Genomic DNA, 25,025 nt, shown 5'->3' on the forward strand with positions numbered 1-25,025 from the left:
CAAAAATATATCACTTATTCACTGCCTCTATTTTACCTAACTCTACGTACCAAAGGTATCCATCGACCCGCTCGAAACCCATTTTACGGATTAATTGCAAGTAATTTCTTACCTGATTAGGATGGCGTTTATCTTGCCGTTCGCCAAATTTATAATCCACGACAATTACCTTGTCGCCTTTTATCATCACCCGGTCCGGACGTTTAGACAAGCCTTTACCGAACAGGATATCCACTTCATTCAAGACACGGGCGGAACCATCATACCAAGCCTTTACCTCCTCCGCTTGCAATAATACTTCCAGACGGTCGATTAACTCCACCGCTTCCTCCCGATTAATCACCCCGGCTAACCGATAACTTTCGACCGAAGCGGGAATATCTTTCGGCGTACGTATCCGGCTCAATACTTCATGCATCAAGGTACCGTGCTTCCGCCTAGCATTATCGAAAAAGAACCCTTTCCCATGCAGGCGTAATTGTAAACGATCATCCGGGGAAACGGAATACAGGCGGCTCATGGGGATTTCCTCCAAGGTATCTTCTGCCGTTCTACCCGAAGCTGGACGCCACCATTCACCCATTTCAAACGTATCATCCCCGATCTCCGTCTCCACCCCCGCCCACAATAGATCGGCGATGGAAGTTATCTTCTCAACCTTACCTTCCTTGTTGATCTTCCTCGGACGTGGGGAGAATACGATCAGTTCTTCTTTCGAACGGGTAAAAGCGACGTATAAGGTGTTCAAGTTATCGATGAAAGCATGCAAACGTTCCTTGAAATAATCCTTGGCGAAAATCGTGCTACTCAGGATCTGTCCGTAACGGACAGGAACTAAGTGCAGGCGGTCAAACGGCTTCTTCTCCGGGTGGCACCAAAGGATAACGGGCTTTGTCGGCTTATGGTCGATCTCCCAGTCCCCGAAAGGAATGATAACGACCTTAAAACCTAAGCCCTTGGATTTATGTACGGTCAAGATGCGGATAGCGTTTTGCCCATCCGGGGTAGCGATCGTCTTTCGATAACCGGTCTCGTCCCACCATCTCAAGAAACGGTTCAAATCTGCGCTTTCTTTTTGGGCGTACTCGGAAACCATATCCAGAAAGGCTTGCACGAATACCTGTTCCGTTTCCGGGAAGTAAGCGGAGAAGTTACGGAAGAGCCCTTCGGTTACCTCGTACAAGGATTGCCGGGAGATAGACTGAAGGTTTTGGAAAACAGACTCGTCCGCCTCGCTCTCCCCGAATTTTCCGGTTAATACTTGATAGGCATACATCGCCAATTTCCTGTTCGTCCGGTCCTCCGAATTTCGCAAATAGCGCAATACGGCGATCAGGAAACGGACCGCCGGAGAACTACCCACGAACAGGGCATCATCGGAGATGATATCGTAATTGTACCGGTCGGACGGATGCTCTTCCTTATAGGCTAGCAACGTATCAGCCACTAAAGCGCCTTCTTGATTGGTACGCACGAGTATGGCGATGTCTTTTAGCGCGTAACCGTTATCCTGCAAGCGCTCCAAGGTAGCCGGCAAGCGCTCCATCGCCTCTTGCTCCCACTTCTTCTCCTCATCGCCGGACAAGAAATCGATCCGTACATGTCCGTCCTTCTTCTGGAAAGGGGGAGGGACACGCTGAATGCTCTTATCATAAGCGGTCATGATCTTCGTGAAAAAGGCCGTGCGTTCTTCCTCGTTTAATGAGGAGGTTTTCAACGCTTCATTATATAGATCTTGCAGGATTGCCGGAGCGGTGGTGAAGAACCCGTTATTAAACTCCACGATATGGCGGCAGCTTCGCCAATTATCCATCAGGGTTTCCTCACGGACCTGTTCCTCCTCGAAATCCCTGCGGACTTGCTCGTCCAATAGCTTCCAATCCGAGTTACGGAAACGATAAATACTTTGCTTCACATCGCCAACGATCAAGTTCGCCCTACCATTCGCCAGACTCTCCTCCACCAAGGGCCGGAAATTATTCCACTGCATGCCGCTGGTATCTTGGAACTCATCGATCATATAATGATCTACGTGCGTACCCGTCTTCTCGTAGATAAAGGGGGCGTCGCTGCCACTGATGACCTTATTCAGCAACTCGGTCGTATCGGCGATCAGCATCACATTCTTTTCTTCCCGGTAAGAGGCGATTTGCCGGGAGATATCGGTTAAGATCCCTAACGTATAATAATAACGCACGATCTCCCGAGCCGTGTTATAGGCCGTCAGGTTGGCGAACAGGGATACGATATTCTTTACGCAGGCATTCAACCCTTCCTCATATACACACCCGATGATCTGCCGGAGACCCGGTGGAGTCGTCTTGGTCGTATAGGCCTCCGGATTATCCGGCAAAGCTTGGAACGTGGCTGTCGGCTCTTTCATCTCACCTTTCGCCAGCTTCTCGAAATAGAAAAACGGGGAACGGCTTCCCCCCTTAAAATCCGAGGGTTGTAACGCAAACTGTTTCAACAACGCCACTCCCTCCTCTCCTAAACGTTTCGCCTCCGCCTCTACGGAGCGGATAATGGCGTATAGCTCATTCTTATAGGCATTAAGGGCCTGCTTATCCGCGATATCTCTGCCTACCTCCTCGCTGAATGCCTTATAACTCTCTTTAAAGACCTCCCGACTGAGCGACATGATATCCTTCCGCAAGCTCCAGCCGCCACCATCCTCGATCTTGTCCTCGGCGAAACGCAGCAACCAACCTAGCAAATCCTTGCTCTCCGGCTTCTCCAGATCGGCCAGCAGGTTATCGATCGCCTCGGTCAAGACCAGTTCTTGGTCCATCTCGATGCCATAGCCGCCTTGCAAACCGATCTCGCGGGTAAAGGCACGCATCGTTTGCTGGAAAAAGCGGTCGATCGTACTGATATTAAAGGCGGAGTAATCGTGCAGGATAGCGACCAAAATCTTCCGGGCCTGCTCCCTCACCTGCCGCTCCGTTAAGGAATAGGCGGAAGAGAGTAGCTGGATATAATCGGACGTGCGGCCGGAAGCAAGGTGATAAAGTTCTTGGACGATACGGGTTTTCATCTCATCCGTCGCCTTATTCGTAAACGTCACGGCCAAGATCCGGCGGAAAGCGCCCGGCTGGGAGAAGAGTAACATCAGGTACTCCCCTGTCAATTTATGCGTCTTGCCCGCCCCGGCGGAAGCCCTATAGATTGTTAGCATAGCGATCGGGGATTAGATCGTACGGCTTTTCGAATAGCCCTCTTTCCGGAGGATATCCAACACCTTGGCACGCAGGTCCCCTTGGATGATTATCTCCCCGTCCTTCGCGGAGCCGCCTACGCCGCATTTCACTTTCAAGAGTTTCCCCAAGGCGGTCAGATCCTCGGAAGTGCCCCGGAACCCGGTGATCAAGGTAACCATCTTCCCTCCCCGGTTCCGTTTGTCCAATGAAATACGCAAAGCTTGTTTCTCCTTCGGCAACGTATCTTCCTCCTCCGTATCTCCCGTATTATATTGAAAATCGGGATTCGTGGAGTACATTACGCCTAATCGATCTTTCCAGTCGTTATCCTTCATATATACTATTGTTTTTAATGGTTCAAAGCTACGGATTTATCCCGAAATAGGCAAACAAGCATTTCTTTTCTCCCAATGATGTTTTTCGGGGAAATAAAACACGTCTTTTTGTGACCCAATATTATAATTTATTTCTTACGTTTACATATTCTAATTTTGGTTTCACTTAAATCTAGCAATAAGATGAAGAGTAGTTTGATTTACTATTCAGCGATATCCATATTTTTCTTTCTTTCTTGTACGGGATCTAAAGAAAAGAGAAATATGGAATCAGATATCATCACCGTGAATCTGGAAAGGAGAGATAAGATCTCCACAAAAGACCTATTCTCCGATATCCAAGTCATCCCACTGGAGACAACGCCGGAATCGCTGATCCGTGATATAACCCAGATCAAGTTTTTTGAGGACCGATATTATATCCATGATTATCGAAGATCCCAAATCTTCGTTTTCGACCGGGAGGGACGTTTCCAATTCGCGCTTAACGAAAAAGGAGACGGCCCGGGGCAGTACCTAAATCTATCTGATTTCGCGATCGATACAGTCCGCAGGAATCTTGTAGTACTCTGCGCCGTCAGCAACGCTCTCTTTTTCTATGACCTAGGGGGTAAATTCATCGAGAAAAAGAGACTTCCGGATATTACTGGAACCTACAATTCTTTCCAGTTCCAAAACAAGGATACGATCGCTTTCTTCACCTATGATAATGACAATCGCCTGAAGTTCTATTCCCTATCAAGAAATGAGATAATCGATGAATACTTCCCGGAAGAGAGAAAAGATATATTTTGCAGGGGTGTATTTCCATTCCCACACGCTCTCCGCAGATCTTTGACTAACACGATTTATTCACTTTCAGGAGCGACCTTGACTGAGCTTTATCGCTGGGATTTCGGAGATTTAAACAATGACATTGAGAATTTAAAGTTTCGTCCCAATATGAGCAAGCAAGAACAAATCCAATACGTAAAGGACGCCTATTCCTCCAAGAGCGTAAATTATGTAATAGATTCACAAGGGCAAAACAGGAGATACCGATATGCCATGGTTGTCCGTAAAAACAAATACATCCACTTGTTCTATAATAGGGAAAAACATGATTTGCTTCAATTCGAGCGAACCAAGGAAGGCTTGCAACTTTACCCGATCTACTTCGGAGAAGACTTCATCCTTTGTACCCCGGAAGGAGGGCTTCCACTAAATGATCTATTTCCCGAGAAGCTAAGAAATGAGGATCAGCAAAGAATCATTCAATCGCACTCGGAAGAAGAGAATCCAATCTTAGTAAAATATGTTTTCAAAAATGAAGAGTAACCAGAATACTTCTTCCTTCCACCCACAAAAAAAACTCTGCCGGATCAGCGCCTCAAACACTCGATCTGGCAGAGTAAACCTCAAATTCAATTATCTCTTAGCGAAATCAATAATCATTTTTCTTTTATACTTAAAATTCAAGTCTCCATCATCCGCATGTACAATCCAATCCCCCCCAACAAGATAATTAGAATAGATACACATTTTTTCATTTTCTTGTGTTTTTAGATTGATATAATAAGATTATGCTCACAATTCAGCGGAAATAGACTTAGAAAAAGTACGGTTGCAAGTTCGTGAAAAAAATATTAATACAGCAAAATAAATCAATCATATTCAAGAATAATTTCCATTTTCAAAACTCATCATAAAGATTTATCGAATGAACCTTTAATATCTAACACACTAGAACACCATATGCCGCTATCCAGAGATATGGAATATCTTTTGTTATTGTACACATTATATGTTTCCTTAGAATAGATACCCTAATAATCATGATTACTATCTATAGTAAACCCGATCTACTATACATAGTAATTCAAAATACTATGGATAGAAATTCGAAGAGACCAAGTCTCGTTTACATAAATAGTTAAATATCAATATTATGCAATTATAACAGGTAAAAAACAGACTTATTGTATATTTTTTCGAAATAAAATTCAGTACGATTGTCCAGCGCAAAAATATTATACGCCACCAAACATCATATGTCTCAACGAGGAGTCGCACACGTATCCGTATCAAAACCATTATTTTATGAAGATGACAGACAAAGCCTTTGCTTTATAAAAGCGGATTCACTACATTTGCTACAAAATTTTCTATTGATGCTTATATCGCTTAGAATCATCGACCATGAAAAATACAATTCCTCTCATATTACTTTTATTTTGTATCCATTTGGGCGTGGGCGCACGACCCTCAGAAGGCAAGTCGATCGTCGTACTGCACTCCATCAACTTCGAGGAAAGCTGGACGAAACAGACCTATCTTGATATAGAAAATAAATTCGGGAAGGAAGGGTTTACCGTAAAGGCGATTCCCTTACAGATCCCCGGAATCCGCACGATGGAAGGTTTTCAAGAGAAGAGAAAAATGATCCTAGAGAGAGTACCTGTGCCACCCACCTTAGTCGTATGCATAGGAGATCCCTCTTGGCTTATCACCCGCCCGTTGTTTGACAAGGAATGGAAAGATGTTCCCTCTATCATCTGCTATGCCAGAGATAATATGTACCCGAAAGAAGAATATCTGATAGATCTGGATACCAACGCGCTCGAGACCTTAACCCCCATCACGGACGTAGTAAAAGGCTATAACGCCACTTTTATAAAATACTCAGTCTATATCAAGCAGACGATCGAGCTAATCAAAAAGCTACAACCGGGATTAACCAAGCTGGCCTTTATTTTCGACCATCGTTATATAAGTCTGCAAACGAAAGCGGATGTGGAGGCCGTGCTACGGAAAGATTTCCCGGGCATCCAATTCGAACCGCTGTCTACGACTTCCATTTCCACCGAGAACTTATTGGACAGGCTGGCCTCTTTCGACAATAAGACCGGCGTCCTTTATTACTCATGGTACAGGACCCAGAAGGACAACGAGAATCGTTACCTAGTCGATAACGTCCAGAAAATGATTAACAGCTTCTCAGTTCCCCCCGTCTTTACCTTGCAAGACGTACAAACAGAAAACGGGAATTTCGCCGGGGGATATTATGTTTCTCCGGAGGATTACGCGCAGGTGACGGCCAACACGATCGAAATGATCCTCTCGGGAAAAGATTGCAAAGAAATCTCTACCCTGACTTCGGAAACCCCGAAGACTTACCTGAATTACCAACACCTATTGCTTCACCAAATCGATCCCGGCTTATATCCCCCAAACGCCACTTATTTCCAAGAGCCTCCCGGTTTCTTTCAGAAATACAAGGTCCATATCATAAGCCTACTCGTCATTCTGGTGTTATTGATAACGATAGGGATATTACGGGTACACCTCTTTATCCAAAAGCAAAAGGGCAAAGACAAGGAACTACGAATCGCACGCCAAGCGCAGGACTTAAACCAGAAATATCAACTCGTCTTGAAAGCCAGCAACATGATGACATGGACGTGGGACGTAAGAGCCGAGATCATAGAGTGCAATAATGTCTACCTCACCCAAAGATCCGCCCGTGACAAAGGCGTAAACGGGATATTCAAGATGTCGCCCGATGAGTTCTATAGCGGCGTGTACCCGGATGACCTAGACCGGCTCCGTGATAAGATGGAAGCACTTGCCTCCGGCGAGGGCCAACCGGTAGATGAGGAAATCCGCTACCTAGACGATACGGGGGAAAACTATATATGGATAGAAATTTACGCCATCACCGGCAAGACCGATCCCGTCGGTAAACCTATCTACCTGATCGGGGGAACTGCCCTGATCCACCAACGCAAGCTGATGGAGCAGGAATTGAGGGACAAAGCGAAGGTAGAGGAATCCAACCGGCTGAAATCAGCCTTCCTAGCGAACATGAGCCACGAGATACGTACCCCGCTGAACGCTATCGTAGGGTTCTCGAACCTGCTCGCCCAAACAAACCCCTCCGAGGAGACAAAAGAATTTTGCGAGATCATCGAGACGAACAACGAACTTCTCCTTCAACTCGTGAACGATATTCTGGATCTATCGAAGATCGAGGCCGGGCAAATGGATTTCATCTATTCCGAGTTCAACGTATCCACGCTATTCCGGAGCTTATACCAGACCTTCCAAAGCCGGGTGAAAGACGGTGTCACTCTCTATTGCGAGATACCTGAACAGGATTGTGTTATCTATTCCGAGAAGAATCGCTTGACCCAAGTGATCACCAACTTCCTCACGAACGCCTGTAAGTTCACGTTCCAAGGGTCTATCCGCATGGGATACAAGGAGAGGGAAGATGGATTATACTTTTACGTAAAAGATACCGGAAAAGGTATTGAGCGGAAGAACCTCCCGCACGTATTCGAGCGTTTCGCCAAATTCGATTCCTTTATCCAAGGAACCGGACTCGGGCTATCCATTTGCCAAACGATCCTAGATAATCTTCACGGGAAGATCGGCGTAGAGTCGGAAGAAGGAAAAGGGAGTACTTTCTGGTTTACGATCCCATGCGCTGTATCAAGACCGTAGCGTAAGCCGAGATCCCTTCCTGCCGTCCGGTGAAGCCCAGCTTCTCCGTGGTGGTGGCCTTGATAGAAATATCCTCCTCGTCCACGTTCATGACCTCGGCCAGCGTTTTCTTCATCAGAGGGATATGGGGATTCAATTTAGGGCGCTCGGCGGCTACGGTGGCATCGATATTACCCAACTCATAGCCCGCGTCTCTTAAAAGCCTCATGGTATCCCGGAGCAAGATCTTACTATCGATATTCTTATATTCACCGGCCGTATCCGGGAAATGATAACCGATATCCCGCATATTGGCCGCTCCCAATAAAGCGTCACAGATCGCATGGATCAGCACGTCCGCATCGCTATGTCCCAATAGGCCCAACGTATGCTCGATCTTAATCCCGCCCAGCCATAATTCCCGGTCCGGCACCAAGGCGTGGACGTCATAACCAAAACCTACACGTATCTTCATACCCATTTATCTGAAAAGGTTCTTGATTCCATCCATATCGAACGACAAGGAGAAGCGCAATGTCTGGTCCAACGGGTTACTCTGTACCGTACTGATCAGATAAGCGGCATCCAACTGGAAAACACTCATGCGGAAACCTGCGCCGACTGAGAAGTACTGACGGTTTCCCTGATATTTATTCTCATAGTAATAACCGCCACGAACAAAGAACTGCTGATTGTAATTATACTCCAGACCGATAGAGGCCATAATCTCCTCTAACTCGCCCTTGAAGCCATTCGGCGAGTCTCCGAATGATTTGAAGATACCCGTGATCGGCGACATATTGTTATAATCCTCTTTCCGTTTGTTGAAATCGGCCTCATCCTCCCCGCTATCCTGCCTAGGCTCGACTGGAACCAAGTACTTGCTCAAATCCACATAGATACCGATCTGGTTATAATCATCGATCGGATACAGCAAACCGGTTCCGACCTTCAGTGTCGTAGGCAAGAACTGGTTCGTATTTCCACCGTCGTAAGAGACCTTCGTACCGATATTGGAGACATTAAAACCAAAGCTCCACAGGCACTCGCTATTCCCTAAGATCACGTATTTCTCCAGATAACCGGCGATATCAGCGGCAAAAGCGTTATCCGGAACCATATCCGCATCCGACGAGGCACCCATGTCCGAACGAATATAGCGCAAGGCGACTGCCATAGAAAACACATCCGATAATTTACGGCTATAACTTACATCAAAAGCCATCTCATAAGGATTCAATATGAGCTGATTACCCATTCCTCCATCCCGGCTTTCCTGTACTTCTCCTAAAGAGAAATAACGCAAAGAAGCTCCGATCGCCTGCATATCGCTATCGCCTAATTTATAATAACCGGCCAGATACGCTAAAGCCACATCATTCACCAATTTACGTAACCAAGGCGTATAGGATAAAGCGACTCCGGCCTTACTATAGCTAAAAGCATACTTAGCCGGGTTCCAGTATTGGGAATTCACATCCGGCGTAGTAGCCACACCGTTATCACCCATAGCACCTCCGCGAGCGTCGGGCGCGATAGACAAAGACGGTATCGCCGTATTAATCGGGGCGAATTTATGTTTAACATCGTCTGCGCCTCCTTGGGCATATAAAGCCGTAAATGCCGTCAAAAAGCTGAAAACCGCTAGTAACAGACTGAATCTTGAAACTCTTACCATATATTCTATTCTAAAAATACATTTACATTTATCATTCCTAGAGGGTAATAAACATACCCCCATGCTTATTATAAACTAATTACCCGATACTTTATTGTGCGAGAATGATTAATTTATTCGCTTTCGTCGCCTCTTTCGAGTTATTCGTACTAATCGCCGCCCGATACAGATAAACTCCCGGGCGCAACCGCCTGCCACCGTTATCCGTCAAGTTCCAAGTTACGATATAAGCCTTAAACAACTCGGAGGAACCGCTCTTCTCGGTACTCCATAGGAACTTACCGGTCATATCATAAACCATAACCGTCACCTTTAAGTTCGACTCCGGACGATTGTGATGCAGAAAGAATTCCACTTGATCCCGTGCCGGATTCGGGGTGGCATACATCTCGATCAGATTAGGTTTCAACCCTTCCGCCACCTCAAAAGTAAAGGTATAGGTCGTGGAGTTATTTAAGATATCCCACACCTTAAACTCGGCCGTATGCATTCCCGGCTCCAGCTCGGGGATGGAGAACTGGACAAGTCCTTCCCCTTCTTTATCGGGTAATAGTGCATAGTAATTGTTCAAGTTATAACTCATGGAAGGCATACTGTCGATCGTCAGCATGATATCATGCCCTACACTACTACCTGTTATATTCACACCGCTCTTGTCCCACAGCCTAGCGACAAAATAAGGAGTCGTATTCACTTGATCACCCTCTACAAAACTAGAATCATTCAAGTAAATCTGCCGGATCTCAGGGCCGATCGTATCTGCCTCCGCATTATCAGCGGTACCGCCAACGATATAATTCAAGAAAGATCCTTGTGCTTCATGCTTGTTCACCTCATCCGAGGCGTAGAGATTCAGTTTTCCCTGCTTATTCGAATAAGAGATATCTTTCGGTACCATAAATGTAAAACTAAATTTTCCTTGCCGTACCGAATCTTGTCCGATATAGATCGTATTCGGGTAATCTGTGTAAGAGAAGCGGACCGTATCTCCTTTTTCATTCGTATTATTGCCCAAGGTGGTCAATGAAGCTTTACTATCCAGCACCGTAGCATTTAGGATACCGGTAAAATCGTTAGCCAAGCCCTCTTTCGTATCTAAGATCTCTCCCTCCACCGTTATTTTCTCCAAAGCCTTAAACGTAAAAGGCTCATCTGATATGGCCTTGCCGTTCACGGCTGTCACTTGCGCCTTATACTCCGGATAGGAGATTCTCAAAGCAGGGTCACCTATCAAAATAAAATTAAGTTTATTGATACCAGACAGTTTCCGCTTGGTCTCCATCATGGCCTCGCCCAAGGTACGGGCCCGTCCGTCACTCTCCCTCTCAAAGAGATTGCGGTAAAGTTCCTTATTCAGTGCCGAGTTACCGCTAGATACAACCACACGGGTTGTCGTAAACAATGCGATCCCTCCACTTTTCGCATTCAAGAAAACAGATTCTCCCGCCGAGGTATTCACGTCATCGAAACGGGTAAAATCGCAAGTCGCCGTCACCCAAATGGGTAGTTTCGTATAAGTAGATTGTAAGATATCCGTCTGTGTCCACACGTATTCGTCAGACCAAGCGGTCGTATTACCATGCCCCGTATAGTTAATCAACAGTTGCCCTTTCTTCAATAATTCAGAGATCCGCTTACGTACATCCGGATACGTTCCGCTATTATCTCGCTTAAACGCATCGAAATAAACTTTATTCGTTAGGAAAGCCCCATGATTTTCCTCTATAAACCGGGCCAGCTCATCAGCTTGTTCCGCATGACTACTCGTATAGTGATCCGCATTGTTACCATCATCCGCCACGAAGGTGATTTGGTTTTTCCAGCCGCCTCTGTCCTCGTTCCGCATATAACCGATTACCTTATCTACCATTTGGGTAGCCTCCGTTACCGTCCGCACGGGGAAACGTCCTACACCTATGCAAATACTGTTCGGCTTATCAAGTGCCTCCTCGGATACATTATCCAATAGCCCATAATAATCATCCGTTACATACGAGAAATTAGAATTATAGAACAATCCTGAATATTCAAACAAGGACGCTCTCGACTGATAGGTCAGCAACATATTATCCCTTGCTATATTTTTCACGTCCGAGCAAATTCCCCGGTTGTCGTAAATACCATCGCCAAACAATAACAGGTATTTTGGAGCGTTACCGGCAGACACGCTACGATCGTAGAACATTTTCATGAACCGGCGGTAAGCGGTAGCGTCAGGCGCACCGCTTGAGAACTCATTATAAATCGACTGAGGATCCACGACTTCCACGGTCAATCCGTCTGTTGCCCGGTGTTCCTCCGCCAACCGTTCCGCTTGCGTTTGGAAAGCTTTAGCCGCTATGATGATCATGTCTTTTTGCTCCAAGGCATGTAGGTTTTGATTCTCCACCTCACCGACAACCTCCGGAGAGATAAAGCTCTGATCCGTCCGTACCAAAACGAACTCCCGTAAGGTACCGGCAGGAATAGAGAAAGTGAGTTCGGAGCCATTCAATTCCGTCTCCATCAGTCTTACCCGCTGAGCATCCGTCACATCAAAGACCAAGGTATTCGCGTTTGCGCCCTGTACCACGAACCGGGAAACATTTCCGATAGAAGCTATACTACGAAAAAAAGTATAGGCCCCATACGGCTGCAAAGTCCTCTTAAAATGTAACCGAACGTAATTTAACCGTACATTGTTATGAGAAGCCGAATTATAAGACACGACCACACTGTTTTTCTCACTCTTCTCGCCTTTCCATACCGCCGTGCTTACCCCTTCTAGCGCCTTCACATATTCCTCTCTATTCGAGCGGATCGAAACGTCCAGAACATTAGACTGATTAATACTCAAAGAAGCGACTCCCGTACCGGAAGTGACTTTGGATACAAAGCTCATGGTTACCTTAGCGTCTTCATTCGTGATTCCCGGAATTGAAGAGAATGTTGATAGGGTTCGGGGGGTAGCTCCGCTAAAATCTTCCCCATACAGCTCCCTACCCGATTTCGCCAACGATACTAATTCTTGCTCATGCACCAAATAATCATCGTAAGTCGTGATCCGATTAGTCGCACCACTCGCTTGAGCCACGGAAGTCATATCATTCGTCGGAGTGGCATCGGTCACAAAATAATAGCCATACAATGAATAAGGATTATTCGTATGCACGAATGTCTGGCTCGACGAGTCATACTCCCATTTAACCGGCCCTTTCCCGTAGAATAACAGGTAATCACTCCCACGCCAAACCGGTGTAGAAGGGACATCATCGATATATTCCTTACTGAAATCCTCTTCCAAGGGCCATCCTCCATAGCCATGGACAGAGACTTTCGATGGGTCCGAGAAACCCATATTCTTCAAATCCGCATAGGATAATTTGTAGATTCCGGTCTTATCCACCCGGATCTTCACCCATTTCCCCTCCGATAACAGGGATTTAGAAGCATAACGGCTACCATCCGCCCATGTATATGAGCAAAGTAATAGACCTATAATGAATATATATATTAATCTTCTCATCTCACATAAAAATCCAGAAGCTTCCGCTCGCCAAGATATCCCTCCAGATGATCGTCGATCTTCACGGGACCTACGCCAGCAGGTGTTCCGGTATAAATCAAATCGCCTATTTTCAGCGTAAAGAAGCGACTTACGTACGCGATAATCTTATCTACCGAAAACAGCATATTCGAGGTATTACCTTCCTGTACCTTCGAGCCATTGATATCCAGATGGAACGGAAGCCGGTTTACATCCCCCGCTTGCTCCAGCGGAATAAAGGTCCCGATCACAGCCGAATTATCAAACGCCTTACTAATCTCCCACGGTAATCCTTGCGCACGCAATTTATTCTGCAAATCCCGTGCCGTGAAATCAATACCGACCGTAACCTCATTGTAATAACGATGAGCGAAACGCTCGGCTATATTTTTCCCCAAACGGTCTATCCGTACCACGATCTCCGTCTCATAATGAACTTCCGATGAGAAATCCGGAATAAAAAACGGTTTCCCATCTTTCAACAAAGAGGAGTCCGACTTCATAAAAATAGTAGGCTCTGATAATTCTAACGAATGATGCAGCTCTTTATTGTGAGCGGCATAGTTCATTCCAACGGCGATAATCTTCATATTTTAGTGATTCATTGAGTTCAATCGATTAAACATAACAGCTAAATGCGCATACATAGAAGTATTCTGGACTACGATATGTTCCGGCACCCGTATACGGAAGGGGGTAAAATTCCAAAGAGCCTTGATTCCTCCCTCGATAATCCGGTCTGTCACCTCCTGCGCTTTCTCCACCGGCACGGTGATCACCCCGATCGTCGCGCCATATTCTTTTTGCTTGGCAGGAAAATCATCCATATGAAAAACGGGAATGCCATTAATCATGCTCCCGTCCAAATCCTCACGAACATCAAAGCCCGCCACGATCTCCAATCCATATTGACTCAGTCCGGTGTCATGCAACAAAGAAGCGCCCAGACTCCCTACCCCAAACAGAAATGCCTTATGCTGGGATGTAAAACCGAGGAAATCCTCCAGTACGTCAACTAATGCGTTAATATCGTATCCCACTCTCGTCTTCCCGGAGATATTCACAAAAGAGAGATCTTTAGCGACCTGACTAGGATCTACATTTATCTCCTTAGCGATCTGGGTGGATGAGATAAACGCTTCTCCTTTCCCTTTCATCAACTTTACGAACGCAAGATACCACGGCAACCTCCTTAACGTAGGTTCCGGCACTTTCCATGCCTGTTTTATATCATCGCTGGCCATTGTCTAATTTTCCTATTCATGTATAACAAATCATAATTACGCAAGAAGAGATATTATCTCTTGATCCAGTTTTCTAGCCTAAGGTTTGTTATTCTTTGAAAGTGTTTTATATTATCTGTCACTAGAATATAATTACCAGATAAAGCCGTAGCTGCTATCAACAAGTCGAATTCATCAATCATAATGCCGGAAGCACGAAGTTGAGTTTTTCTAAAAGCATATTCCTCGGCAGAGTCCATCAACGAGACAACAGGAAAACGGTTCACAAATTCTTTCACCTTAAGAATTTCCTGTTGACTACGTCCAGAGTTATAGGCACCAAACATCAACTCATATAATGTAATGACCGATAAGAAGCACTTATCTTCACCTATCCCTATCAACTTTCGAGCAACATCCCTGTTACCTCTCAATAAGGATATACAGATATTAGTATCCAATAAATACTTACTCTTTTTCATCTGTCAACGGCATAATATGACGCGTCACATCAAACTGGCGCGAACCACGTATATCTGCAATTATCTGCTCTGTCGAACGTGGGTCATCCCTCCAAGCCCCACACATTCTATTAATGAAGTCTTCATAAGATTCACTTTGAGCGGCCTTCTTTTCTTTACGAGCTTCCTCTATAAGCTTTTCAGCTAGCCATTCTTTATTGCTCGCACTCAGTGACAATGACTTTAGAAAAGCTAAAATACCGTCTAATGAGATGGTTGCTTTCATGATAAATCCTCCTTTTAAAACTGAAAGCAAAGATAGCGCATTTCCCGCAAATCTCCTAATTGGGTTTCAATTATAAAGAATAGGCAAAAAGCCCCGATCGAGAAACCGACCGGGGCTTATTCTTTTTCCGCTTTCTTGCCTCACGGAAATACTGACGGAGAGCTTTAATTTTTTACTTTAGTATTAATATCCCCGCATGTTCAACCTCACGGTTTACTTGAAGACGAATCTCCGCACGGGAATCTTAGAATTATATATCTTCTTCAAATGCTTTTCGCATTCTATATCAATAGTGCTTATTTAACAACCACTTTCGTAGTCTCACCGTTAACGGTTACGAATACTACACCAGCCGGAGCAGCGATCGTAGCGTTATCAGAAGCAACTACCTCGTCAGCAACTGCCTTACCTAATACGGTAGCGATTGTTACAGTCTGGCCAGCTGCACCCTGTACGGTTACAGTACCGTTACCAGCGATAACCTTAACAGCAGACTCAGCCTCGATACCTTCGTTAGATGTCGGAGCCTCTACAACCTCAACCGTAAACTTGTAAGCACCCGCACGATTCGTCAAGTACATTACGTCATTGTTTACAGCGAAGTATCTTTCAGTTTCAGGTACAGTTTCCATGATCGGGTTGTTCCACTCGTCAACCGCATAATTATAATTATTAGGATCACGATATTGTCCATCCTCTCCAGTGTAAACTTTCTGTTGCGTACGAGTCAAGTTCGGAAGTTCGATCATGTACTCACCCTCGTTGTCTGTCAATACAAACGCTACAGCAGCCGGGCTAGCCTCAACATCTACAGTATCAGCCTTCTCCGGACCAAACACCAATGTATCCGTAGCGAAAATCTCGCCCTTAACAAATCCTAAACGAACTTTCTTAACTCCACTTACAACCGTATATTTCTTATCGGCTACAGAATCCGTCAAAGAAACCAAATAGTTCATCTTATTGGCAGCCTTGTCCTCATCTGACAAACCGCGAGAAGTAGCGATGTAATACAACGGCATTGTAGGATCAGCCAAGCAAGCCGTATCTAACCACATGCTCAAGTTCTCCGGAACTACAGCAGAGCTCTCGCCCAAAGATTGACCTTCACGCAATGTGCTAGCGAAGCCTTCGCCATCCATCGTCACAGCCTTGCCATCATCGGCGATTGTAGAGATGATCTTATGTCCCATCGACATCTCGGCATAAGCATCCTTCTTGCCCTCTACCAAAGAGAACAAGTCACGACTTTCATAACATTTAGCAGCTTGAGTTAAAGTAGAAGTCGTTACATTTACAGCGACCTTCCTGTCATTCAATCGGTAATATGCCTCATAAGAAATCTTATTGTCAGAATCCTCGTCTACCAATTCATATTTACCAGTTGTCGAATTCCATTGGATTTCACTTTCATCAATAATCTCAACAACCTGATCCGTTTCTTTATCAACTACAACAAAATCATTCGAATTCCAAAAGCCATCAGCAGTATTAATGCGAGTTCTTACTTTATCCGCTACAATCATTTTATACTGGCTTTCAACACCTGTTTCCAAGAACGCATAAGCATGATTAGCAGAAGCCATGTATTCAATATCAAAATACTTACCATTATCAGCTTTCAGACGATAAGCGGAAACAGTCAAAGAGTCAGTGCCATATACACCATTACCCTCTACATGAACAGCCTCCGGATAGAACATGATAGCCTCATCAGCCGTGATACCAGACTTAACAGCCGTAGCATCATCCTTGCCTTCTACTACGAAGATATCATCTCCTAAGCCTTCAGATACAACGTTCAGAGCTACACGGAATGTACTCAATACATCAAAGTGTTTGTAACCTACATATTTGCTTACATTCGTTACAGGAACCATCTTGATTGTATCGGCAGTACCGGCGATAGCATACGTGTTCTCACCTACAACATATAACTTCCGATTCTCAACCTCTATTTCTCCAACAGTCAAGTTACCCTCTATTACACGGTTTTTGATTGTATATGAGCCATTCTCTCCAGAAACAACCCAGTGGTTAGTAGCAACTGATTCATTACCGTCTGTCAAGATAGGTAAGTAATAATAACCTTCGCCATATTCCAAATTTTGCTCAGACCAACCAGAATTAGCCCACTGACGTTTAGCCAAATTATTATCGCAATCAGCACCAAACGCTTGTCCCTTAAACGGATTAGCAATCAACTTTTCATTGCCATCACGAGAAATACTCTTGATAGTCTCACGGGCATCCGTTACGATATAAGCAACCTTCGTATTCAAGCTAGCCTTAGTACCCTCTTTCAAAGTGATAACAGGATACTCAGGAACTCGTAAATCAGCTTCATAGATACCTGTAGACAACACCTTAGGACCACCAGCGAAAGAAGCCCATGCTACATACGGAATAGCATTAGCGTTCTGAGCATAATAGCTAGTGAATGCTTTATTATCCGTTGTATAAGGAACATCCTTGATCCGAATATCGAAACGATCACCAGCTACGTCATCAATATGCTTGATTACCTTAAACATATTCGCTCCCTCTACATACAACTTACCAAAGTCTTTCTGCTCTTTATCCGCAGGAGCTGTCGCTACGATTGTGTCAGTCGTAAACTTGTAACCTGCACCCGTCTTACCATTATCAGAAACAGATTGATAAGAGTAGTAAGCATTATCCACGTAGATATAAACAGGTTTATCTTTTTTATAACCGGCCTTTACTCCGTAATAAGCTAACTTATAAAACTCACCGTCTCCCTCTGCTACCAATTTCTTACCTGTAAAAGGATTATCCTTTACATCACTGGCAAAAGATAATTCGAAATAAGCTCCGCTATAATCATTCAAATCAGCGGCAGACATAGCGGAAGCCTTCGGCGAATAAACAGTCAACACCTGCCCGGCAGACTGACCTGCCTTTTTCACCTTTACTTGGCCACCAACTAAAGCTACAGTGTAAGTATCATTTCCCTGTTTGTTATACAAGGCTTGCCCCGGAGTCCATGCCCATTGATCCAAACCAGACGCAATAATAGATGTAGCACCATCTTTCTTTGCGAATTTCAATGTTGAGCCAGTAGCCTTATTAACGAAAGTGTAAACAGCAGAACCAGAAACTTCTTGGCTAACTTTCTTGATCTGCCATAACATAGAATCCGCATGAGCGAAGTCCAAATTAGAAAGAGACGCAACTTTAACACTATCCTTTCCGTCATGCTTTGTCATTTGCAAAGCTTCCGTTGTGGAAGTGCCTAAGAAATAGTACTTCGTACCTTTTACGTCTGTTACCGCGGTAGGATTCACGTCTACATTCGCAGCATTCATGGTTGCGAATGTTCCCAGTGACAAAAACGCAGCTACAAGAGTAGAAAACTTTTTGTTCATAATACTGAAATTAATATTAATACTAGTGTTTATTAAGATAATCAAGCTATTAAATCATTCGAAGGCATTCAATTCACCGTAAAAACGGCTAGCTTAAACCTTCGTTTAAATCTTGCGTTTTTTAGATCTTCGGAAGGGTGTTCGTAAGAGGAAGCGACGGGTTTGTCAGTGATAGGCTATTGTATTGATAAGAAAGCTAATAAGGATGTGAAAAAATAATGGGTAAGGGTTGCAAGTGTCAAAGAAACGCGTACCTTTGCAAATGCAAGATTTAAACGAAGGTTTAAACTAATCGTTTTATACCTTATAAATATCAATGTACGCACGTACATATTTAATAATATTCTCCATTCAGTCTAACATCTATCAAAAGCTTTCCTTTTTGACATTTTGACAAATTGTAAACTGAACCTCCCAAGAATCGATTTTCCTAGGCCAACGTACAACTCATCGCCAAATACGCAAGAAAAAATCAGTAATCCACTCATTGGCAGAACAATGTCCAAAAACCGCCTTCCGTTCTAGCGAAATTAATTCATCGTAATTCATATCTATTGACTTCTTTTGGCTATTCCATGGGGTTACGACTGGGTTCTAACAGGGTTACAATGCCCATTCACGACTACCGCCAATCCTATTCGTGACTGTTTATAATGCCCAACGGCAGTATAGGCGTTACCCAACGCGACTATATGCGCAGGCTTTTACCGTATATCGTGCGTAAAAAGCCATACTTTTCCATAAAAAACCCCGATTATCGTCTCCCCCTTCCCCCTATTTCACGATGCTAGCAAAAAGGGATTGTCACGATTCAAGCCTTATATCAATCAAAAAGTCAAGTCAACAACCGTTTTCAAGACATCTGATTCTTTCAAAGTCCTAGATATAACGGTAACATTATGACCTTCAAAAAACACGTACGTCTTTTTCCGGAAACACGTACATGTTTTTTCAAAAAGACGTACGTGTTTATTTTTAAAAGCGTATCTTTACCGCAAGAGATGGGAAAAGAACCATCCCTTTCATATTAATCACTAAAACCTATAAACACTATGGGGAAATTTATCAATCCCTTCACCGATTTCGGCTTTCACCGGATATTCGGGCAGGAGGTACACAAGGAGTTACTAATCGATTTCCTGAACCAGTTGTTCTTCGGAGAGAACCGGACGAGTGCGAGAATGATTTTGAACGTTGGATTTATTTATTGAAGCATATGGACACTTTAGAGAGAATGCCGTTCAAGGCGAAAAAGGCGGTCTTCGATAAGTTGCTGGAAGTAGCCGACGTGGCAAACCTCAGCAAGGAAGAACGCATACAATACGACGAGGCTCTGAAACGATACAGGGATTATAAGAATACGATCGATTACGCAGAGGAGAAAGGGATATTGAAAGGGAAAGAATCTACGGCCCGCAACATGAAAGCGGATGGATTATCCCACTCAATTATCCAAAAATACACTGGGCTCTCTCTTGAGGATATAGAGAAACTATAAAAATAAACTCTCCAGTCCTATTCTCGCTAACCGAATGGTTAGAAGAACAAAGGCTGGAGGGCTTGTTTAATATCTATAAGGAAAGAGATCCTTAGATTCTCTCCAATGTAGCTGTAATAAACTCCCAGATCTTCTGTACGGAATGAATATTCACTCGCTCGTCCGGTGAGTGCGGGTATTCCAAATCCGGTCCGATAGAAACCATATCCATATCCGGATAAGCACCTTGGATGATACCGCATTCCAATCCGGCATGCATCACCTTCACCTCAGGTTCCTTACCAAATAAATCCAGATAGGTAGATTTCATCAAGTTCAAGATCGGGGAATTGATATTAGGCTGCCAGCCATTATAATGACCGGACTCCTCCACCTTAGCCCCCGCCAAAGCGAATACACTTTCCAGACTTGAGCAAACAGAATCCCTGCGAGACTCGGATGAGCTACGCACCAAGATTTTCACCTCGATCAACTCATCAGATGTCTTCACGATCGCCAAGTTAGAGGAAGACTCAACCGTACCCGGGAAATCATGCAACATGCTAATCACACCATTCTGGCAACCCTCGATCGCATTGATCAAATCATCCTGTATCTCCTCCGGAATCAACGTAGACGGCAATTCAACCATCTCCGCAACGAAATCGATCTTATCCTCCACACCCATATACTCCGTACGGAACATATCTTGGTAATCAGCCACTAGCTCCCAAAGAGACTCCACGTTATCACCCGGAATCGTTATCACGGCAAAAGCCTCACGAGGGATTGCGTTAGGCAAGGAACCACCCGCCACAGAAGACAAACGAGCGCCATAATCGCATACCGCCTCTTTCAAGAAACGGAAGATCAACTTATTCGCGTTCGCACGCCCTAAATGAATATCCACACCGGAATGACCACCTTTCAAGCCAGCCAAGCTAACCTTGACAGCCACGTCACCTTCCGGAATATAAGTATCCTCCTTAAATTGGAAAGAGACATTCACGTTAGCGCCACCTGCGCAACCTACGAACAACTCCCCTTCCTTCTCGGAATCACAATTCAATAAAATATCACCCTTTAAGAAATGCGGCTTCAAGCCGAAAGCGCCGTCCATTCCCTGTTCCTCATCAATCGTAAACAGGGCCTCGATCGGTCCGTGACGCAAGCTATTGTCCGCCAACACGGCCATCGCCAGAGCGGCGCCCATGCCATTGTCCGCCCCCAAAGTCGTCTCACGGGCCGTCACCCAATCACCGTCTATGTAAGCGTCGATCGGATCTTTCTCGAAATCATGCTTTACGGAAGAGTTTTTTTGGGGAACCATATCCAGATGAGACTGCAATGTCACGGTCTTACGACCTTCCATTCCGGGCGTAGCCGGCTTACGGATCAATACGTTACCCACCTCATCTTGCAGGGTTTCCAATCCCAATCCTTTACCAAAGGATATCATAAAACGGGTTACTGCCTCCATATGTCCGGTCGGACGGGGGATTTGCGTAAGGTCATAAAAATAACCCCATACATGCTTCGGAGATAGATCTTTGATTTCTGCTGACATAGATGTTAATAATTTAGTTCAGTTCATATTTAATACATATCTTGTATTCATCACGAAACAGCGACCGGAGCCTCCTTGTTCTCCCGATTGGTGAGCGGTAAAGCTACCACTCCGAATAATCCGCACAATCCCGTCCATACCGTCTGTACCGTATGAACGACCAAGGCGAACGCCGCCGCGTCATTCTCGTTCACGCCAAAACAAACCAAGGTAGCGATCACCATGAAATGCCATGGTCCGATACCACCTTGAACAGGCACCGCCACGCCGATACTACTCATCGTAAACGTGATCAGCCCGACCACGATACCCAAGTCCTTGGTAAAGTCGAAAGCATAGAACGTAATATAAAAGTAACAGAAATAACCTCCCCAAATCAATAACGTCTCTATCACGAAACGCATCTTATGCTCCATGTACCAGATACTCTTCATACCGATCCATACATTCTTCAACATGCCTTTGGCTTTCTGTACCAGCGTAAAGTTACTCATATAAGTGAATACAAACCAAATTACAGCGACAAAAATTATCACCGCCACGTAAATCCATATCGAATTAAACATGGATTGGAACCCTTCGAGCAAAGCCGGGTTCTTAGCGAAGAAACTCGTAAAGAAGCTTATATTAAATATGAATATCATCAAGGTTATCAAACCGACCATGATCGTATCGCTCACACGGTCGATCAACAGCGTACCTAACAGCTTGGTAAACGAGATCTTATCGTATTTCGTGATCATGCCGCAACGCCATACCTCGCCGACACGGGGCAATACCAGATTCACGGCGTAATTACCCAGCACGGCGTAAATCACGTTACTCATCTTGAAGCGCTCGCCCAAGGAACTGATCAGTAACCCCCACCGTAAGCCACGGACGATATTGGCGAACAAGCCGAACAGTAAAGAAACCAGAATAATATCATAACGAACCCCCTCCTTGACTACTCGCCAAATCTCAGTGATATCCATTTTCCGATACAAAAACCAAAGGAGTAAACAGCCGAAGGCTAAAGGTAGAATTATCTTCAGAAACGTACGTAGAATGCTCTTAAAATCCATTAGGTATAGGGAACTTTAAATTATTTATTGTACTTTTGTGCATCCGCAAAGATAAGCATAATATTTAAAAACAAACACATTACACCGAAAAGTGGATGAGATTAGTTAAGCCAAAAAAAGCATTAGGGCAACATTTCCTAAAGGATCTGCAAATAGCACAGCGCATTGCGGACACACTCGATACTTTCAAATCCTTGCCGGTCTTGGAAATCGGACCGGGAATGGGAGTCCTTACCCAGTTCTTGCTGGAGGCGGGACATGATTTAACCGTTGTCGAGTTGGACATGGAATCCGTAGATTACCTGAACCAGAATTTCCCCGATCTGAAAGGACGTATCATCGCCGAGGATTTCCTGAAATTGGATCTCTCGAAGCTATTTCCGGGGCAGTTTTGTGTGATCGGTAATTATCCCTATAATATCTCCAGCCAGATATTCTTCAAGGTCCTCGATTATAAGGACCAGATTCCCTGCTGCTCGGGGATGTTACAAAAAGAGGTAGCGGAACGCCTAGCGGCGGGTCCCGGTAGCAAGACGTACGGAATCTTGAGCGTATTGCTCCAAGCTTGGTACGACGTGGAATACCTCTTTACCGTCAGTGAGAAAGTATTCGATCCGCCTCCAAAAGTGAAAAGCGCCGTATTGAAAATGACTCGTAACGACCGCAAGGAGCTGGGATGCGACGAGAAGTTATTCAAGACCGTAGTAAAGACCTCATTCAACCAACGAAGGAAAACGCTTCGTAATTCCATGAAACCCCTATTGGGTAAAGATTGCCCGGATTACGCCTTGCCGATATTCGACAAGCGCCCGGAACAGTTATCCGTGGAGCAATTCGTGGAACTGACCTTGATCAGCCAAAAGCATCTGGAGAAGCAGGCTGGTGATGTCCTATAATAATATAAGAGTCCAATGATCGAACTGACGAAAGATTACATCGAGAACCTGAAAAGCATCATCGAGGCCAAAGATGACGCGAAGGCACAGGAGGTACTTCATGAACTATATCCTGCCGATATAGCCGAGCTTTATCAAGAACTGAACTTGCAAGAGGCCATTTATCTCTATCTATTGATGGATGGCGACAAAGCGGCGGATGTCTTGATGGAGCTGGATGAGGAAGACCGTCATAAGTTATTGAAGGAACTTCCCAATGAGCTTATCGCCAAGCGTTTCGTCGATAACATGGAAACGGATGATGCCGTTGACTTGATGCGTGAGTTGGACGAGGATACCCAAGAGGAGATCCTTTCGCATATCGAGGACGTAGAGCAGGCCGGTGATATCGTGGACTTGTTGAAATACGACGAGGACACCGCCGGCGGTTTGATGGGTACCGAGATGATCGTGGTGAACGAGAATTGGAGTATGCCCAAATGTATCGACGAGATGCGCAAGCAAGCGGAGGAGATGAGCGAGATCTATTATGTATATGTAGTGGATGACGACGAGCGCTTGAAAGGTGTGCTCCCCTTGCAGAAACTGATCACCCACCCATCTGTCTCCAAGATCAAGCACGTCATGAAAAAAGACCCGATCTCCGTTCGCGACAGCGACAGTATCGAGGAGGTTACGGAGACGATCGAGAAATACGACTTGGTAGCCTTGCCCGTAGTCGATAGTATCGGACGTCTGGTAGGACGTATCACGATCGATGACGTTATGGATGAGGTACGCGAGCAACACGAGCGTGATTACCAGTTGGCATCCGGTATCTCGCAAGACGTGGAAACCTCGGATAATGTATTCACCCAAACCGCCGCCCGCCTACCTTGGCTGCTGATCGGCATGATCGGAGGATTGGGAAACTCCGTTATCCTCGGTGGTTTCGAGAGCAGTTTCGCCACTAACCCGAAGATGGCGCTATTTATCCCGCTGATCGGTGGTACCGGTGGAAACGTAGGCATACAATCTTCCGCTATCGTGGTACAGGGCTTGGCAAACAATACCTTGAAGGAAGGGAATATCGTACCGCAAATCCTAAAAGAGTCTGTAGTCTCGTTAATCAATGCCAGCATTATCAGTCTGGTCGTGTTCATTTACAACTTCTTCATGCTGGGAGACCGGGGGATTACGGCCTCCGTATCTTTAAGCCTATTCGCCGTCGTAATGTTCGCCAGTATATTCGGCACGTTAGTTCCCATGACCTTAGATAAGATGAAGATAGATCCGGCCTTGGCGACCGGACCGTTTATCACCATTACCAACGATATTATCGGTATGATGATTTATATGTTCATTACTTCCGCGTTAGCTTGATGCCACGGGTGGGCGAACCCCGCCCCTATTATGTTAAAATAATATGTTATAGAACATATCTACGAAATAACTGTTATCTTTGTAGCGGTTATCAAAA

17 protein-coding genes and 1 pseudogene are annotated in these 25,025 nt (G+C 45.0%); 6 read left to right on the forward strand and 12 right to left on the reverse strand.

What is annotated here, in order from left to right; translation table 11 throughout:
• Positions 1–10: 10 nt before the first annotated feature.
• Both DWX33_RS02515 and DWX33_RS02520 read right to left on the reverse strand, forming a co-directional pair.
• Complete coding sequence (locus DWX33_RS02515) at positions 11–3,178, reverse strand: exodeoxyribonuclease V subunit beta (RefSeq protein WP_122379782.1); 3,168 nt, start codon at positions 3,176–3,178, stop codon at positions 11–13.
• 12 nt (positions 3,179–3,190) lie between these two features.
• A complete protein-coding gene (locus DWX33_RS02520; RefSeq protein WP_008773880.1) occupies positions 3,191–3,535 on the reverse strand; it encodes a translation initiation factor in 345 nt (114 codons plus the stop codon).
• A gap of 183 nt (positions 3,536–3,718) precedes the next feature.
• On the opposite strand from DWX33_RS02520, the gene DWX33_RS02525 reads away from it, so the two are divergent.
• Together DWX33_RS02525 and DWX33_RS02530 are read left to right on the forward strand one after the other, a co-directional pair.
• On the forward strand, positions 3,719–4,852 hold the full coding sequence (locus DWX33_RS02525; protein ID WP_121961996.1) for a 6-bladed beta-propeller: 1,134 nt from the start codon (positions 3,719–3,721) through the stop codon (positions 4,850–4,852).
• A gap of 861 nt (positions 4,853–5,713) precedes the next feature.
• Positions 5,714–8,020, forward strand: coding sequence for a PAS domain-containing sensor histidine kinase (locus tag DWX33_RS02530; RefSeq protein WP_199713242.1), 2,307 nt, complete (start codon positions 5,714–5,716; stop codon positions 8,018–8,020).
• Here DWX33_RS02530 and ispF read toward each other — a convergent pair.
• The 8 genes from ispF to DWX33_RS02570 form a co-directional block, all read right to left on the reverse strand.
• Positions 7,989–8,474, reverse strand: a complete 486-nt coding sequence (ispF, locus tag DWX33_RS02535; RefSeq protein WP_008773883.1) for a 2-C-methyl-D-erythritol 2,4-cyclodiphosphate synthase — start codon at positions 8,472–8,474, stop codon at positions 7,989–7,991. The genes DWX33_RS02530 and ispF overlap by 32 nt on opposite strands.
• Before the next feature lie 6 nt (positions 8,475–8,480).
• Positions 8,481–9,677 carry a type IX secretion system outer membrane channel protein PorV gene (gene porV / locus DWX33_RS02540; protein ID WP_057326022.1) on the reverse strand — a complete coding sequence of 399 codons (1,197 nt, stop codon included), beginning with the start codon at positions 9,675–9,677 and terminating at the stop codon, positions 8,481–8,483.
• A 91-nt stretch (positions 9,678–9,768) separates the two neighbouring features.
• Positions 9,769–13,182, reverse strand: a complete 3,414-nt coding sequence (gene porU / locus DWX33_RS02545; protein WP_122379783.1) for a type IX secretion system sortase PorU — start codon at positions 13,180–13,182, stop codon at positions 9,769–9,771.
• A complete protein-coding gene (locus DWX33_RS02550; RefSeq protein WP_005861219.1) occupies positions 13,179–13,793 on the reverse strand; it encodes a fumarylacetoacetate hydrolase family protein in 615 nt (204 codons plus the stop codon). The genes porU and DWX33_RS02550 overlap by 4 nt, the downstream gene beginning before the upstream one ends.
• Positions 13,794–13,796: 3 nt before the next feature.
• On the reverse strand, positions 13,797–14,447 hold the full coding sequence (locus DWX33_RS02555) for a redox-sensing transcriptional repressor Rex (RefSeq protein WP_005861218.1): 651 nt from the start codon (positions 14,445–14,447) through the stop codon (positions 13,797–13,799).
• Positions 14,448–14,500: 53 nt separating this feature from the next.
• The gene (locus DWX33_RS02560) at positions 14,501–14,908 is read right to left on the reverse strand and encodes a type II toxin-antitoxin system VapC family toxin (RefSeq protein WP_005866778.1); all 408 of its coding nucleotides are present in this window, start codon (positions 14,906–14,908) and stop codon (positions 14,501–14,503) included.
• On the reverse strand, positions 14,895–15,173 hold the full coding sequence (locus DWX33_RS02565) for a hypothetical protein (RefSeq protein ID WP_005866776.1): 279 nt from the start codon (positions 15,171–15,173) through the stop codon (positions 14,895–14,897). The genes DWX33_RS02560 and DWX33_RS02565 overlap by 14 nt, the downstream gene beginning before the upstream one ends.
• A gap of 296 nt (positions 15,174–15,469) precedes the next feature.
• Complete coding sequence (locus DWX33_RS02570; protein ID WP_147425491.1) at positions 15,470–18,562, reverse strand: DUF6383 domain-containing protein; 3,093 nt, start codon at positions 18,560–18,562, stop codon at positions 15,470–15,472.
• A gap of 1,052 nt (positions 18,563–19,614) precedes the next feature.
• Here DWX33_RS02570 and DWX33_RS23120 point away from each other — a divergent pair.
• Together DWX33_RS23120 and DWX33_RS02575 are read left to right on the forward strand one after the other, a co-directional pair.
• Positions 19,615–19,773 (forward strand): PD-(D/E)XK nuclease family transposase, encoded by a 159-nt coding sequence (locus DWX33_RS23120; protein ID WP_005866772.1) that lies wholly within the window; start codon positions 19,615–19,617, stop codon positions 19,771–19,773.
• Positions 19,722–20,060 (forward strand): annotated as a pseudogene (locus DWX33_RS02575) (PD-(D/E)XK nuclease family transposase); the annotation flags it as partial. The gene DWX33_RS23120 and the pseudogene DWX33_RS02575, both read left to right, overlap by 52 nt.
• A 91-nt stretch (positions 20,061–20,151) precedes the next feature.
• Here DWX33_RS02575 and DWX33_RS02580 read toward each other — a convergent pair.
• Together DWX33_RS02580 and DWX33_RS02585 are read right to left on the reverse strand one after the other, a co-directional pair.
• Entirely contained in the window at positions 20,152–21,606 is a 1,455-nt protein-coding gene (locus tag DWX33_RS02580; RefSeq protein WP_005866769.1) for an aminoacyl-histidine dipeptidase, read from the reverse strand.
• Between the two features lie 50 nt (positions 21,607–21,656).
• Positions 21,657–22,670, reverse strand: coding sequence for a lysylphosphatidylglycerol synthase transmembrane domain-containing protein (locus tag DWX33_RS02585; protein ID WP_121962001.1), 1,014 nt, complete (start codon positions 22,668–22,670; stop codon positions 21,657–21,659).
• A gap of 95 nt (positions 22,671–22,765) precedes the next feature.
• Between DWX33_RS02585 and rsmA the strand changes: the two genes are divergently transcribed.
• Complete coding sequence (rsmA, locus tag DWX33_RS02590; protein ID WP_005861207.1) at positions 22,766–23,566, forward strand: 16S rRNA (adenine(1518)-N(6)/adenine(1519)-N(6))-dimethyltransferase RsmA; 801 nt, start codon at positions 22,766–22,768, stop codon at positions 23,564–23,566.
• A gap of 15 nt (positions 23,567–23,581) precedes the next feature.
• Positions 23,582–24,928, forward strand: a complete 1,347-nt coding sequence (mgtE, locus tag DWX33_RS02595; protein ID WP_005861206.1) for a magnesium transporter — start codon at positions 23,582–23,584, stop codon at positions 24,926–24,928.
• The last annotated feature ends 97 nt before the right edge of the window (positions 24,929–25,025 follow it).

Origin of the sequence: Parabacteroides sp. AF19-14, assembly GCF_003635485.1 — a bacterium.
In the GTDB taxonomy this organism is placed as follows: Bacteria; Bacteroidota; Bacteroidia; order Bacteroidales; family Tannerellaceae; genus Parabacteroides; species Parabacteroides distasonis.